Below are 14,422 nucleotides of genomic sequence, written 5' to 3' on the forward strand. Positions count from 1 at the left end.
TCTCTTGATAGAATTCCTTATCATGTTTTTTCGCTGTTGTTTCTCCACCCTTACGGCCTGCTTCTTCACGACTCATTTTATCATTGTTGTTAGTCATTAAAAATTCCTCCTTATTATTCGGATTTTCATTGAACTAGCCACATATATCATGTACCCGCTTGAACAGCTATAAAACTAGAATCAGCTAAATGCTTCAGGTCGCTTCCTTTATTTAGCCGCGACTTCTTTCTCCGCCAATGCGTCCTGTTTCTTCCTTGCTCATTTTTCAGTCATCGGACCCATCACGTTGATCTGCTCGAGCCTCTCCGCCCTTTTTGCCAATTTCCTGATAGAATTCCTTATCATGATTTTCGGAAGTGGCCTCTCCGCCTTTTTGACCAATCTCTTGGAAAAATTCCTTATCATGTTTTTTTGCTGTTGCTTCCCCGCCTTTGCGGCCAGCTTCTTCCCTGCTCATTTTTTCATTGTTGTTAGTCATTAAAACTCCTCCTTATTGTTTGGGATTTTTGATGAACTAGCTACAGTTTTATGTATACCCGATAGTTTTGATATGAAACTAGAATCTATTAAAACTTTACCATTTAAAAGGAAAAGCATCATGAATGATATCACCCATGATGCTTCCCTCTTATCCTTAACCTGACTTGGGAATCCCTTCTCGCAGGCGATCTGGCAGCTCTACAAGGGTTTCATTCAAAGTATCCAATTTCGTTTCAAACCTATGAAGCAAATAAAGGGTAACAATGATCGGGAACCCAATATCACTGACAAATGGCAGGATTTGATCCACTTTTCATTCACCTCACTTCCAGGGTGTCCAACAAGTCCCTTGCATCAGATAAGTTCCACTTCCTCGACATTCCGCTCGACAAGGCGCGCCGCCTTCAAATCGACGAAATCCCCGGAAGATGTAACGAACACGTTCCCCGCAATGATTTTTTCCATTGCCAGTTTAACCGTATTTACCTCTACCGGCTCCTTCGGATTATCAACGGAAATCGTCGCTGACTTTCCTTCCTCCGTAACGAAAATCAATTCCAGTACTTTAGCCATTTCAAATCACCTCCCCCTCGTACGACATCAAAACCGTTTAGCCTATCAATGAATACGTATCCATCCGGGTCACTTCACCCATTGGATGATTCTGCACACTTGCAATTGAAACAGCTGCCGAAAACAACTGATCCGCCGTCGCCTCGAACTTGATGTTCGAAAATGCCCTCCGCTTGAAAACGAGAGCCCCTTTTTCATTTAACCCCGTCTCAAAATCGATCCGCAACGTACTTGAAACTGGAATCTGACTTGCCATAACACTCACCCCCTTTCACACTCTATATAAACTTTTATGGGATGAAAGTAGCATGTCCCTGAAATTTTTCAGGGAAATGAATAAAAAGCTCCCCATCGTTCGGGCAGCTCTGCAAAATCCATATTTTTACTACTTTTCAGGAAATCCATTAAAACATTATCCATTGTCTTCTTCTCTTACTAATCTTTCTCGATTATTGGCGGCTTTTCTACAAAATTAATTCTTCTCATCATTTGTTGTATTACTCTCGGAAAAAAGTAAGCTCCAAAGAATGCACAGATGAAAGCCTGTGACCAAGTTTTTAACCATGTAGATAAGAATATATGATCATAACCACTATTTATTGAGACTAATATAAATGAAATAAAAAAGGACATACTAAAAGCTATAAAAAATGCATAAATAATATTTCGGTATTTAACGTTAATACTCATTATTCTTCTACTTCAACTCCTGACCAAATAATTCTTCACAACTATAATTTTATTTCTTCCATTTACATTAGTAAAACCAATTTTTATAATAGTTCTATTAGAATCACTAATGCATAGGGGGGGTTAGTGGGGTTGAATTCGTATTATGCTTTTATCAAAACCATAGAAACAGGCAGTTTCACAAAAGCTGCCGAAGAACTTGGCTATACTCAGTCAGCCATTAGCCAAATGGTGCATTCATTAGAGGAGGAACTTTCCACCACTCTTATTTTACGTTCTCGAAAGGGCATTACACTGACACCAGATGGCGAGGAATTTTTGCCATTTATCAGGAAGATTTGTAATTCACATAGGGAACTGACTGAAAAGCACAAAGAAATGGAGGGACTGCAAAGCGGCCTTATTCGAATTGGCACCTTTTCCAGTGTTACATGTCATTGGATACCGGGAATGATCAAAGATTTTAAGGAACTTTACCCAACTGTCCATTTCGAATTACATCAAGGAAATTATACGGAAATCACAAATTGGATTAAAGAAGGAAGCGTAGACTTTGGCTTTGTGAATTCAAATGTTTCTGACCTAACTACGATACCCCTGCAGAAAGATGAAATGCTGGCTGTAATGCCAATGAATCATCCTTTAGCATCCTCCACAAAAGTATCATTGAAAGAATTGCTAAAAGATCCTTATATTCTGTTGGATGAGGGAGTTATAAATGAACCATTAATAGGTTTTGAACAGTACAATTTTGAACCTGATACACAATACCGAGTATTTGATCCCTATGCGATTATGTCGATGATTGAGCAAGAGCTTGGCATTTCGATTTTACCGAAACTTCTCTTAAATAAATGTCCCTATAATATTGTAACGAAAACTATCTCTCCCTCCATTATTCGGACAATTACTTTGGCATACAAGGATAAAAGGATATTGCCAATAGCAAGCAGATATTTTATTGACTTCATTATTGAAAGGTATAGGGAAGATTAAAAATGCCAATTCGTTGTTGCAGCAATTACTGAGCCTAAAGCCCGTCCCGTTGGAAATACCGTTTTTGCTATTCAGCTTATTTTCCCTTTGAATTATTTTTTTATAACTGATTTTTTGGTGGGAAGATAAATGGCATTTGGCTTTAAATGGCACGTCATGTTCGTGTTTTCTGGGAAATAATAATCACGAAAGGATGTGGATGTGGAATGTCATTAGAATGGTTTGACAGAGTTAGCGGGGAATTGCAGGATCATCTTCAATCAATTTGTGAGAAATACGATCGTAATGGCAGTATGATCGTGGAGCGCGGGTCGAAGCATCCACGGATCGAGTTTTATACAGAGCTGGATGACAATGAAAGGGATTATTTTTCCACGCTGTTTTTTGATCCGTATAATGAAGAATTTTATATGGAATCATTTGAGCCGGATTTAGGGCAGATCAGCAAGGTCATCCTTTCAGACATTGAAGATATCGTCGATGCTGTCCACGAGAGCTTCCATAACTATTTGGAAGAGGATGATGTTGATTATGCTTACGAATATGATATGGATGATGAAAATGATGATTTGTATGATCCGGACGGCGAGGGTTCCGATATATACGAAATCGATGTAGAATGGGAAACGCCTGAAGTGACCGCCTATATCCAGGATAATGAAGTGGAGGTCACCTACCAATTCGGTATCGTTCAGGAAACAGGTGATGGTGTGCTGAAACGGATCAACCGGATTCGGACAGTGGATGATGACCTGATAAAGGATGAAACGAATTTCATTTTCAGTAAGGAAGAAGCAAGCACGATCATCGCCATGATCGCCAGTCATATGGATTCACTTAGTGAAATGGAATAAAAAAACCAACAAAACCTTGTCCATGAACTTCATGGACAAGGTTTTATCATATAAGAATCAGTTCATATACCTCTGATAATTGCGTGACCCGTTCCGTATCACTCGCTTCCTTCGCATGCTTGATTTCCTTAGGAAGAATATGGTTAAGGAGGCTGGCTTCCCTTCCGGATAGCTTATTGACGAGTTCTTCTTCAGAATGAAAATGCCCGCTTTTGATTTTATTATAAATTTCCTGTGCTTCAGGATATTGGTCCGTATAGTTAGATAATATCTCACGTAAGTAACCAATCGTACGATCCATCAAACCATCCCTCTCGAATGTTAGATTTTTTTCTTACATGCTATACCTTCCCCCATTTTTTGATGATAAATTCCTAAAAAAAAGATATCCAAATCAATGGATATCCCTAATCAGTCTTCCTCCCAAAACAAATCATCCAATGTACGCGATAATGCTTTACAAATACCGACACACAAACTTAAGGAGGGATTATACTTTCCTGATTCAATCAATCCTATCGTTTGCCTGGAAACGCCGACAATTTTGGCCAGTTCATCTTGTGACAAGTCCTTTTCTACTCTCGCAAGCTTCAGTTTTATATTTTTCAAGGAAAGGCACCTACAATTTCTTATTATCTTCGCTATTTTTCATTCCGATCTTCTTCGCCAGCAAGTATATACCGCCAAAAAACAAAAGTAAAATCGGCAAATAGATCATAACGGATACAAACGATACCAATACAAAATACCATACGCCCTGTGAACTGCCATCCGCATAGGATACAGCACTATTCACCCCCATGAATATAGCGATGATGAGTGCAAAAATAACCGACCCAAGAATCGTCTTCCTGCTCATCGTAGTTTTGCTTGTGCGGTCATGCATCTCCACTTCATCCCAGAATACACCTAAGAAAATGGAACGAGCTAAGTAATACAGCCCTCCTGCAACAAGGATCACGAATTCCAGATATAACTCCCCGCTGCCTGCACCATATTTATATAGTTTGAAAAGTGCACTCACCAGGCAAATGGCCAAGATGACGTGGTACATTTCTTTATAAATTTTATTTCTTACATGCTCAACCCGCTCATCCGTGATTTTTTTCGTTCGTTTAAATAAACCCATCATCAATCGACCTCCATTTAATTCCACCGCTTACCCTTATTATATGATTTATTTTACTTTTTGCAATATATATATTACATTTTATAATTTATAAATTGCAAAATGTATAAAAAAAGGTACCCACACATCAAGTGTGGATACCTCACTAGCCTTATTTATGGTATTACCTTAGGTTTTGGGGATTTACTCGTATATAGCCATTTTCGGGTATAAACCTGTAGTTTTCGTCGATTTATCTCTATATTCGGAGATAAACTTGTAGTTTTCGTCGATATATCTCCATTTTCGGAGATAAACCTGTGTTTTCATCGATATCGTGAATTCATCATTTTAAATAATACCAAACCAAGTATAGAGGGCAATGACGACAAAGACAGCCAATGATTTAATGACGGTGATCATGAAGATGCTGCCATACGATTGTCTATGCGTCAATCCTGTGACGGCAAGCAGGGTTATGACGGCCCCGTTATGCGGAAGTGTGTCCATGCCGCCTGATGCCATGGCGACTACTCGGTGCATCACTTCGGGTGAGATATTGGCCGCAGCGATTGCTTGATTGTATTTATCGGCCATTGCGCTTAATGCAATCCCCATCCCCCCGGAGGCCGATCCTGTTATGCCTGCCAGTGCGCTGGTTGTGACAGCACCGTTGACAAGCGGATTCGAGAACACACCGGATATTCCATCACTGATTTTCGCGAATCCTGGAAGGGCAGCGATGACTCCGCCGAATCCATATTCCGAACCAGTGTTCATGACGGCAAGCAATGAGCCGCCAATACTGTTGTTCAGCCCTTCTTTCATGTTTTTCGTCACTCGTTTCCAATCATAGGCAAGGGCTGTGATGATTCCGACGATCAGTGCAATCTCCACCGACCAGATTGCAGCATTTGCCGCAACATCAACGGAATAATTCTCTAACCCCATTGCAGAAAAATCAAATCCATCCGGATACCATTTCGGTATGGCTTTAGACAGATAATTATTCATGACGGCAACCAATCCAAGCGGAACGAATGCTAAAATTTGCCGTAATACAGATTGGTTTGAATGTAAATCAGGGACTGGCTCCCCTTTTTCCTGTTCAGGAACAGCGGCATTTTCCCCTGAAAGTCCATAATAGCCTTCACCCGCCTTTTTGGCTCGCCTCTTTCTGCTTTCCAAGTAGGCCAATCCAACCGATAAGACAAAGATGGCCCCTATGATTCCAAGGATCGGAGCCGCATATATGTTTGTCCCAAAGAAGGACGTTGGAATGACATTTTGAATTTGCGGAGTTCCCGGCAATGCATCCATCGTGAACGTGAATGCCCCAAGTGCGATGGTAGCCGGCATAAGCCTTTTAGGTATGTCGGCTTGCTTGAACAATTGAACGGCAAAAGGATAAATGGCGAAAACCGCCACAAATAAACTCACGCCGCTATAGGTTAAAATTGCACCCAAAAGGACGATCGTCAGCATCGCCTGTTTGGCACCGATCAAGCGGACGATCGTCTTCGCAATCGATTCGGCGATTCCCGACATTTCGATGATCTTCCCGAATATGGCCCCTAATAAAAAGACGGGAAAATAGTTTTTTATGAAAATGACCATCTTTTCCATGAAGACGCCGGAATAGAACGGCAAAACATTACCCGGGTCAATGAAGAAGACCGGTAAAAGTGCAAAGATTGGTGCAAATAAAATGACGGAATAGCCACGGTAGGCTGCAAACATCAATAGTGCCAATGCCAGCAATATGATCATTAAGTCCATGAAAGTCCCCCTTAAACATATATTCCAAGTTTGAATAATTTCCCCAAACTAGTTAAAAATACGCCAAAAGTGAACCTCTCTGCCAGATTAAAATTTGTCAGAAAGGTTCACCTTTATTTTGTTATAAATAGTTATTATTGTGCTGTGTAGCCGCCGTCAATGACAACAGCTTGACCTGTTACGCTTTTCGCTTTATCGCTTGCTAAGAACAATGCATAATCAGCAATTTCACTAACATCCAATAAACGTTTTTGAGGCACTAATGGAAGAAGGACTTCTGCCAATACATCTTCAAGCGGTACATTGCGTGTTTTCGCCAAGTCTGCCATTTGTCCGCGAACAAGTGGAGTATCCACATATCCAGGGCATAAAGCATTAACCGTAATACCGTGTTCTGCACCTTCCAAAGCAGCAACTTTCGTTAAACCTATCACTCCGTGTTTTGCGCTGTTATAGGCCGCTTTACCTGCGAACCCGATAACACCGTTAATGGAAGAGACGTTGATGATGCGGCCGAAACCTTGTTCCTTCATGATCGGGAACACGGCTTTCGTTAGAATGAACGGCGCTGTCAACATGATTTTGATCATCAATTCGTATTTTTCAGTCGGGAAATCTTCGATTGGTGATACATGCTGCAAACCGGCATTGTTAATCACGATGTCAATCGAACCATACGTTTCTTTAGCTTCCTTCACCATATTTACGATATCTTCTTCTTTTGTTACATCTGCTTTGATTCCAATTGAATCGAAACCAAGTTTTTTCAATGATTCTGCAGCTTCTTTCACCGATTCTTCATTAATGTCGGAAAGAACCACTTTGGCTCCACTTTCAGCGAAGTGCTTACCGATTTCAAATCCAATACCGCGTGCAGAACCTGTAATAATAACGACTTTATTTTCAACCATTATGAATTCCTCCTAGAGTAAACTAATTTTTTGGCATCATCGATATTCATTAAACGATACCGATGGCACCCATTATGATGCCGACGATCATGGCAATGGTCGGGATGATGAACGCAACCACGAAAACATCTTTATATGTTTCTTTATGAGTTAATCCTGTAACCGCCAATAGTGTTAATAGAGCACCATTATTAGGGAAAATGGATGCACCTGAAGCGACTGCCGCCATTCTGTGGAATACATCCGGGCTGATTCCCGTCGATTGGGACAAGCTGTAAAAAGTATCGCCAAGGGCATTAAGTGCAATACCCATACCGCCTGAAGCGGAACCGGTGATGATCGCCATGATTTGTACGGCAAGGGATTCAGCAACGAGCGGATTGCTCGAAATATTCAGCAGCCATGAAGTGATGTTGTCAAATGCAGGTATAATTGCAATGACAGCCCCGAATCCAACAGCGGCACTCGTATTCAGGATGGCCATCACTGATCCTTTCGCTCCCTCATTAACTGAGAAAATGAACTTTTTGTAATCCTTGATATTGATGACCATAATGCTCAGAACCCCTAATAATAATGCATAAATGGGTTCTAATTTCACCACGTTGAGCAATAGGACAACAATTAGCAGCGGAACTAAAGACAATAACCAATTCGGTACTTTTTCATCTTGCTCGGAACCGGTAACCGATTCATCCGATTCGATGAATCCTTCTCCTTTAGCAGAAAGAGATCTTTCTCTATAGGATAACCAGAAATACCCGCCAACTGCCATGATCAATGAAGTGACGATCCCAATGATCATCCCTGAAGTTGGCGTCGTATGGAAATACTCCATCGGTATCAGGTTTTGGATTTGCGGTGTACCCGGTATAGCCGTCATCGTGAAGGTGAATGCCCCAAGCGCAAAAGTGGGAACAAGCAGCCTTCTCGTAACGTTTGCTTCTTTAAATAACGCAAGCGCGATCGGATAAACGGCAAATACGACCACAAATAAACTAACTCCGCCATAAGTCAATAAAGCGGAAGCGATCAGTACTCCAAGAATCGCCCTCTTTTTACCAATGATCTGCGTTACCTTCTTCGCAACGGATTTCGCTGCACCTGTTTCTTCCATCAACTTTCCGAAAATCGCTCCGAGCAAGAAGATTGGGAACCACTTCTGAACGAACCCGACCAAGCCGGTCATATACGTTCCGGTATACGTATCAAATACATCCAATCCGCTCATCAATGCTACAACTCCAGCCACCAGCGGGGCCACCCAAATGATGGACCATCCCAAATAAGCTAAAGCCATCAGCAACACTAAGCCTACAATTATACTTAACACTCGAAATCACCTCTTTCCAAGGTGATGTAAATCGTTTTGCTTTCCATCATGGTTCCCCCTTGATTGAGTAAATCCCCTATGCTGCAGACATCATAATCCGTGCCTTACAGCATCAACCCTAAATACGCCATTATTAAGAACAATAAAGCGGACACAACAATACATACCCGTTTTTTGTTATCTTAAAATATCTTCTTAATAAAACCTTGTCCGTTTTCCGAGAAAGGTGAATAAGTTGCTTGGCTCATTGGAAATATATCCATAAACATAAAATTCCTAGATACAGCTCATAAATCAAGCACTTTCTCCTTATACTTCCACGGTAAAGAATACTTTATTGATATAGGGTTATTTATACTTGCTTTTAATCCTCATCTAGTTTACATCCCGCTAATTTATAAGTAAAATGAATAATAGGAATACACTTTATGCTAATTACGAATAAATAGGAGACAGATATGGAATTACGAGATTTAAAATCATTCATGGAAGTGGCCCTTCATAAAAGTTTTACGAATGCCGCCGCCAATTCTTATTTAACACAGCCTTCCTTAAGCAAAGCCGTCAAAAAACTCGAAGAAGAGCTGCGTGTGGAACTCTTCGACCGCTCAACAAGACACCTGCGCCTGACGGATGCCGGACAAATCGTGTACAAGCAAGGCCAAAAAGCCTTCGCGGCATTATCCGAATTGAACGTACTCCTGGATGACCTCAGGGACATGACATCAGGCGTTGTGAAAATCGGCATCCCGCCGCTGATCGGCACCCTGTTTTTCCCGGAAATTGCCCGCAGCTTTCAAGAACGTTATCCGAAAGTTTCCCTCGAATTGGTCGAAGAAGGCGCCAAGCTGATCGGCAAGCTTGTCGAAGAAGGCGAAATCGATCTCGGCATCGTCGTATTGCCAGCCAGTGAAGAAAAATTCAATATTTACCGGTTCATTGAAGACGAATTCGTTCTATTTCTTCATGAAGAGCACAGACTTGCCCGCCATTCAGCCGTTTCCTTAACTGAATTGAAAGACGAGAAATTCATCCTTTTTTCAGAAGACTTCACCTTACATGATTACATTATCCAGGCATGTGAAAGGGACGGATTCACCCCTGACATCTCATACCAAAGCTCACAATGGGACCTGATCATCGAACTCGTCTCATCCAAACTGGGCATCACCCTCCTGCCCAGATCGATTTATCATAAGCAAACCAACGAAGATGTTAAAATCATCCCGTTAAAAAACTCGAACCTCCACTGGAAACTCGGGATCATCACCAAAAAAGACGCCTACCATTCCTTCGCCCTGAAAGAATTATTGAAGATGCTGAACGAGGGAGTTAGTTTGGAAATTTGACATTAAAGTCAAAATAAAACGCTGCTACTTCCTGGGGTAATGGGGGAAGAACGGCGTTTTTTTGTTTTGATTTCACCAAATGATTGATAACTTTCATAAACTGGATTAAATATGGTTCTGCAAACCTATCTCTTATCAGTACTTTTCATTCAATCGCCAAGCTTTCCCTTCCAACATTGTTAAAAATCACCTCTTTTTGGATATAAATACCTATTGTAACACGGGTTAAAATACCTATTTTTCCTTCACTTTATGCTATCATTACTATTAGTAGTTTTATTCATTACTACAAAATTTGATGAAGTGTGGGTGCTGTAGTGTTAAATTTCTTAGGAGTGGTAGGTTATGAGACATCCATTAACGACAGATGGTTACTACTTATTAGTTATCACTGCAGACGGTCAATGGACGGCTAACATCGAAAAGTAGAATATTAAAAGCAAATTATAAAGTTAGATAGAGACAAAAAGGTTAGTCTAATCAAACTTTTACATTGTAATGCTTAATATAAAGGAATAAAAAACGGAGCCTTCAACTAATTGAGGGCTCCATTTTTGTTTATAGGGTATGGCTTTTACCAAGGTGAAGCATTTAATAAAAGCATCATCTCTTCAGTGAAGAAGAAATTTATATCATCATGCTTATCAATTACTCTTCATTAAGGTGATAGCAAAGTTGAACAACGCCAGAGGAAAATCTTTTTGTATCAACCAGTTTAAGATTCAATCTCTCCTTCATGTCAATAAACAAAGGTTTTCCTTCCCCTAAAACAACAGGGTGAACAGATAACCTAAATTCATCAACCAGCCCAAATCCTATAAAAGATGTAATAAGACTTGCCCCGCCATAAAGCCAGATGTCTTTACCGGGCTTTTTCTTTAATTTATTTACTTCTTCAACAATATGATCATTTATGATCGTCACTTTATCATCAGTGCTTTTTTTTGTTTGGGAAAACATGAATTTTTCTTTGCCATGAACTAAATTCCACATTTCTTTTTCAGTATCAGATACCTCATTTCCTGGAGTATATTGTCCCCATAATTCATAGCTTTTTCTTCCATAAAAAATAGCATCAATTTGATTTAAGAAATCCGTGAACCCCATTTCAGGGTCCATAATGCACCAGTCCACTTCTCCTTTTGGCCCTTCAATAAAGCCATCTAAAGTAACTGCTAAATCTAAAACTATTCTTCTCGGTCTTTCGTTAATGGCCATACTTTTAGCTCCTTCGTCTTATAGAATGTCCCATATGGTTTCGACCGCTCAGCAAGACATTTGCCCCTGATCGATTGCTGACAACACCTAATGCTTTTAAGCATTCATTCTTCCGTTTTGCTTACATGTAGTTTTATCTTACAACTTCCATCATAGTATTAAAAGATTGTATCAAAAAAAAAGGAGACTCGCGATGAAAGCAATGGTATGCACAAAATACGGTTCACCCGATGTACTGGAACTCCAAGAGCTGGCAAAACCAACGCCCAAGGACAACGAAGTTCTGGTAAAGGTTCATGCGGCAACAGTGGCTTCAGGGGACATAAGAGTCCGTAGTTTCAATAGCCCCTTCTTATTATGGCTGCCGATGCGGATCTTCCTTGGTCTTAGAAAACCGCGAAAACCGGTACTCGGAGTGGAGTTGGCCGGGGAAATAGAGGAAACAGGCAGGAATGTGAAAAAATTCAAAAAAGGCGACCGGATTTTTGCCATGACTGGAATGAATTTCGGGGCTCATGCCGAATACACATGTTTACCAGAAGACGGGCCAATCGCAATGAAGCCTGCCAACGTTACCTATGAGGAAGCGGCCGCCGTTTCTTTTGGGGGAACGACAGCCCTTCATTTTTTCAGAAAAGCCGATATACAGGACGGACAAAAAGTCCTCATCTACGGTGCATCCGGGTCGGTAGGGACTTCAGCCGTGCAGCTAGCCAAATACTTTGGAACAGAAGTTACCGGAGTATGCAGTGCCGCTAATTTTGAATTGGTGAAATCATTGGGAGCAGATGAGGTAATTGATTATACGGAAGAGGATTTCACGGAAAGACAAGAGCGATATGACATCATCTTTGATGCAGTCGGGAAAAGCTCGAAAGCCGCTTGCAAGAAAGCACTGACCCCGAACGGGCGATATGTGTCCGTCGAAGGGCAAGGAATAGCAAAGGTACTTACGGAAGATTTATTACTTCTCAAGGAGCTAATCGAAGCTGGAAAAATAAAATCGGTCATAGATAAACGCTACCCGCTGGAACAGCTTCCCGAGGCTCATAGATATGTAGAACAAGGACATAAAAAGGGAAATGTAGTCATAACCTTGGTTAATCATGATAGACCCTGACAGTGCTTTGCACACCTCGCTTTTTGCGAACTTTTTCCACCTATGCTTCTGGAACTTTTTCTCCTTTTGGAGAATGCTCAGTTAGCCATTATCTCGAAAATAGGGAGAACTTGTAATTTGATCGATGTGCTCCACTCCAGGCACCGCTGTCCCGCTCATATTCGGATGTCCTATGTTTCTAATGGGTTGCATTGGTTGAGAAGAGACAACAATTCTAATGACCATTTAATTATCCCTTCTCTCCATTCACGATCGCGAGAGAGTACGAAACAAATTTTTTGAATACGGAACAGAATTGCAGATAATTGAAAAACCCAACCTCATACTCCTATGGATTTTTCCGTAGGAGTATGAGGTTGGAGTTTTAAACACAAATATTAATTAACACTATCTGGGTATTTTTAACTATAAAACTCTTTTATTTTTAATTGTTTTAATGTAACATGGTAAACACATCCTGTCTTTCCAGTAAAAATACATTACCAAGGGGGGAGAATGTTGAATAAAAAAGTTTTTCTACATGCAGGGGTCTGGTAGTATTTTGAATTTTGGCGGTGCTTGCATTTTACCAACCGGCGTATCTAAAACAATGAGGAAGACCAAAAAAAATAGCCCACTTATAGGGCGGCAATCTCCAATATGTATTGATTATTTATATCTCTCCTTTTTCTAGTTTTTCATTTAAAAGTATATAATCATTTTTGTTAAAGGTTATCGCTACTCTATCTAATCTATCTCCATTTGGATATAAATATAACTGTTGATTGAATTTTATACCTAAAGGTACGACTGTTTGATAAATAAGATTTAAAATTTTAAAACATTCTAAATCCACCCCTTCTTTCAAATGATTTTTAACATGAATAATTACTAGATCTTCAATATTTTCAAACCTAGGTTTTCGAGGAGAAATATTATCAGCTTTACAAAGTCTTTTTAATAGATTTTGATAATAATCATGATTTTGTTTCAAATTAACCACCTCATATTTTATTTATTATATAACTAAAATACACATTATAGAAGAAGAGGTAAACTTTGTGAAAAAGATCGTTTTACCCATAGTTTTCATGCTGTTTTCTTTAGTATTAGCTACCCCGACATTTTCCAGTGAAAAAGATGATCAAGAATTAGAAGAATTAGCTCAACAAAAAGGTGAAATTATCTATATGGACGATGAAATTACAGTTAGAAGTTTTGGAAATGATACAGAAATATCTGATGTTATTTTTACTCATCCTAATAGTGTTGTTGTAAATGAGAATAATCCCATGTTGTATTCATCAGTTACTGGTCCTGGAGGACGTGCTAGTATTGTAGCAAGTGATACAGGCAGAAGTGTATATTGGTCTGTTAAGCCAGCTACAGCATGGCCGTATAATTTTAAAGGTATTGTAAAATTAAGATATCATTCCGGTTTTAAAAGAGATGCACCTGTAGGCGGCATGGGAGCTTTAGGTTCAACTATTAGCGGTGGTGTAACAATGAATAAAAATAACGGTGGATATGCAACTCTTACAGGTACAGCATATGCATTAAATCAATCTCGCTTTAGCGTTTTACCAGGAGTGACTACTTCATTTAGACCTAATTAATATTATAGTTTGGACAATTAATAAAATACAATATAATGCTATATATTTCTAAAGAAACAACAGTAGATAGTAACAGAAAAAGAGATGGGTGAGATAAAGCTTCTTTAAAAATATTAATGTCAGAATACTCAGATAAATAAATATCTATATATAGAAAACCATTATGATCTTCAAATGAATACCTTCATAGGGAAAGTACCTTTAAAAGGTTAACTATTTTAATAAAGAATTAGAATCTTATTGGCCATCTATCCCTATATGGTTCGAGATGAGGCCATTCCGCCCCTCTCCAGACTTTAGTCAAATTCGAGAAAAAGTCAGTTTGCCTATAGTCTTTTTATTAACAAAAAATTCCAGTTTGATTTCAGAAATCCGCTCCCTTTCCGCCGACTGTCTGCCAAGCCCCCTCGACGCAA

Annotated in this window: 18 protein-coding genes and 2 pseudogenes; 5 read left to right on the forward strand and 15 right to left on the reverse strand. The window is 39.8% G+C overall.

What is annotated here, in order from left to right; all coding sequences use genetic code 11:
* The 6 genes and pseudogenes from ACFVSH_RS03695 to ACFVSH_RS03720 form a co-directional block, all read right to left on the reverse strand.
* Positions 1–97: pseudogene (locus ACFVSH_RS03695) on the reverse strand (stress-induced protein, KGG, repeat-containing protein); the annotation flags it as partial.
* Positions 98–280: 183 nt separating this feature from the next.
* Positions 281–478 (reverse strand): annotated as a pseudogene (locus ACFVSH_RS03700) (KGG domain-containing protein); the annotation flags it as partial.
* 156 nt (positions 479–634) lie between these two features.
* Complete coding sequence (locus tag ACFVSH_RS03705) at positions 635–790, reverse strand: YvrJ family protein (RefSeq protein WP_387600463.1); 156 nt, start codon at positions 788–790, stop codon at positions 635–637.
* A gap of 44 nt (positions 791–834) precedes the next feature.
* Complete coding sequence (locus ACFVSH_RS03710; RefSeq protein WP_053536155.1) at positions 835–1,053, reverse strand: DUF2922 domain-containing protein; 219 nt, start codon at positions 1,051–1,053, stop codon at positions 835–837.
* Positions 1,054–1,090: 37 nt separating this feature from the next.
* The gene (locus ACFVSH_RS03715; RefSeq protein WP_387600459.1) at positions 1,091–1,309 is read right to left on the reverse strand and encodes a DUF1659 domain-containing protein; all 219 of its coding nucleotides are present in this window, start codon (positions 1,307–1,309) and stop codon (positions 1,091–1,093) included.
* 179 nt (positions 1,310–1,488) lie between these two features.
* Positions 1,489–1,743, reverse strand: coding sequence for a DUF2798 domain-containing protein (locus tag ACFVSH_RS03720; protein ID WP_387704925.1), 255 nt, complete (start codon positions 1,741–1,743; stop codon positions 1,489–1,491).
* 132 nt (positions 1,744–1,875) lie between these two features.
* On the opposite strand from ACFVSH_RS03720, the gene ACFVSH_RS03725 reads away from it, so the two are divergent.
* Together ACFVSH_RS03725 and ACFVSH_RS03730 are read left to right on the forward strand one after the other, a co-directional pair.
* The gene (locus ACFVSH_RS03725; RefSeq protein WP_387704927.1) at positions 1,876–2,739 is read left to right on the forward strand and encodes a LysR family transcriptional regulator; all 864 of its coding nucleotides are present in this window, start codon (positions 1,876–1,878) and stop codon (positions 2,737–2,739) included.
* 206 nt (positions 2,740–2,945) lie between these two features.
* Positions 2,946–3,593, forward strand: coding sequence for a hypothetical protein (locus tag ACFVSH_RS03730; protein WP_387704929.1), 648 nt, complete (start codon positions 2,946–2,948; stop codon positions 3,591–3,593).
* Positions 3,594–3,639: 46 nt separating this feature from the next.
* Here ACFVSH_RS03730 and ACFVSH_RS03735 read toward each other — a convergent pair whose 3' ends face one another.
* The 6 genes from ACFVSH_RS03735 to ACFVSH_RS03760 form a co-directional block, all read right to left on the reverse strand.
* The gene (locus ACFVSH_RS03735; RefSeq protein ID WP_387600450.1) at positions 3,640–3,894 is read right to left on the reverse strand and encodes a sigma-G-dependent sporulation-specific acid-soluble spore protein CsgA; all 255 of its coding nucleotides are present in this window, start codon (positions 3,892–3,894) and stop codon (positions 3,640–3,642) included.
* 110 nt (positions 3,895–4,004) lie between these two features.
* On the reverse strand, positions 4,005–4,202 hold the full coding sequence (locus tag ACFVSH_RS03740; protein ID WP_063235187.1) for a helix-turn-helix transcriptional regulator: 198 nt from the start codon (positions 4,200–4,202) through the stop codon (positions 4,005–4,007).
* Positions 4,203–4,212: 10 nt separating this feature from the next.
* A complete protein-coding gene (locus ACFVSH_RS03745) occupies positions 4,213–4,725 on the reverse strand; it encodes a DUF6773 family protein (RefSeq protein WP_387600446.1) in 513 nt (170 codons plus the stop codon).
* A gap of 327 nt (positions 4,726–5,052) precedes the next feature.
* Positions 5,053–6,480 carry a GntP family permease gene (locus ACFVSH_RS03750; protein WP_387704931.1) on the reverse strand — a complete coding sequence of 476 codons (1,428 nt, stop codon included), beginning with the start codon at positions 6,478–6,480 and terminating at the stop codon, positions 5,053–5,055.
* A gap of 134 nt (positions 6,481–6,614) precedes the next feature.
* Positions 6,615–7,391: a 3-hydroxybutyrate dehydrogenase gene (locus ACFVSH_RS03755; RefSeq protein ID WP_387600440.1), complete on the reverse strand. Its 777-nt coding sequence runs from the start codon at positions 7,389–7,391 to the stop codon at positions 6,615–6,617.
* 49 nt (positions 7,392–7,440) lie between these two features.
* The gene (locus tag ACFVSH_RS03760) at positions 7,441–8,724 is read right to left on the reverse strand and encodes a GntP family permease (RefSeq protein ID WP_387704933.1); all 1,284 of its coding nucleotides are present in this window, start codon (positions 8,722–8,724) and stop codon (positions 7,441–7,443) included.
* A 458-nt stretch (positions 8,725–9,182) separates the two neighbouring features.
* Between ACFVSH_RS03760 and ACFVSH_RS03765 the strand changes: the two genes are divergently transcribed.
* Positions 9,183–10,073, forward strand: a complete 891-nt coding sequence (locus tag ACFVSH_RS03765; protein ID WP_387600434.1) for a LysR family transcriptional regulator — start codon at positions 9,183–9,185, stop codon at positions 10,071–10,073.
* Between the two features lie 648 nt (positions 10,074–10,721).
* Here the strand turns inward: ACFVSH_RS03765 and ACFVSH_RS03770 are convergent.
* Positions 10,722–11,291 (reverse strand): dihydrofolate reductase family protein, encoded by a 570-nt coding sequence (locus ACFVSH_RS03770; protein WP_387600430.1) that lies wholly within the window; start codon positions 11,289–11,291, stop codon positions 10,722–10,724.
* 193 nt (positions 11,292–11,484) lie between these two features.
* Here ACFVSH_RS03770 and ACFVSH_RS03775 point away from each other — a divergent pair, with 193 nt between their 5' ends.
* Entirely contained in the window at positions 11,485–12,411 is a 927-nt protein-coding gene (locus tag ACFVSH_RS03775) for an NAD(P)-dependent alcohol dehydrogenase (protein WP_387704935.1), read from the forward strand.
* Between the two features lie 81 nt (positions 12,412–12,492).
* On the opposite strand, the gene ACFVSH_RS03780 is transcribed toward ACFVSH_RS03775, so the two are convergent.
* Positions 12,493–12,636, reverse strand: a complete 144-nt coding sequence (locus tag ACFVSH_RS03780; protein WP_387600424.1) for a hypothetical protein — start codon at positions 12,634–12,636, stop codon at positions 12,493–12,495.
* A gap of 427 nt (positions 12,637–13,063) precedes the next feature.
* Positions 13,064–13,384, reverse strand: coding sequence for a hypothetical protein (locus ACFVSH_RS03785; protein ID WP_283915628.1), 321 nt, complete (start codon positions 13,382–13,384; stop codon positions 13,064–13,066).
* A 67-nt stretch (positions 13,385–13,451) separates the two neighbouring features.
* Here ACFVSH_RS03785 and ACFVSH_RS03790 point away from each other — a divergent pair, with 67 nt between their 5' ends.
* The gene (locus ACFVSH_RS03790; RefSeq protein ID WP_387704937.1) at positions 13,452–14,006 is read left to right on the forward strand and encodes a hypothetical protein; all 555 of its coding nucleotides are present in this window, start codon (positions 13,452–13,454) and stop codon (positions 14,004–14,006) included.
* The last annotated feature ends 416 nt before the right edge of the window (positions 14,007–14,422 follow it).

This window comes from Peribacillus sp. NPDC058002 (assembly GCF_042886655.1).
GTDB lineage: Bacteria > Bacillota > Bacilli > Bacillales > DSM-1321 > Peribacillus > Peribacillus aracenensis.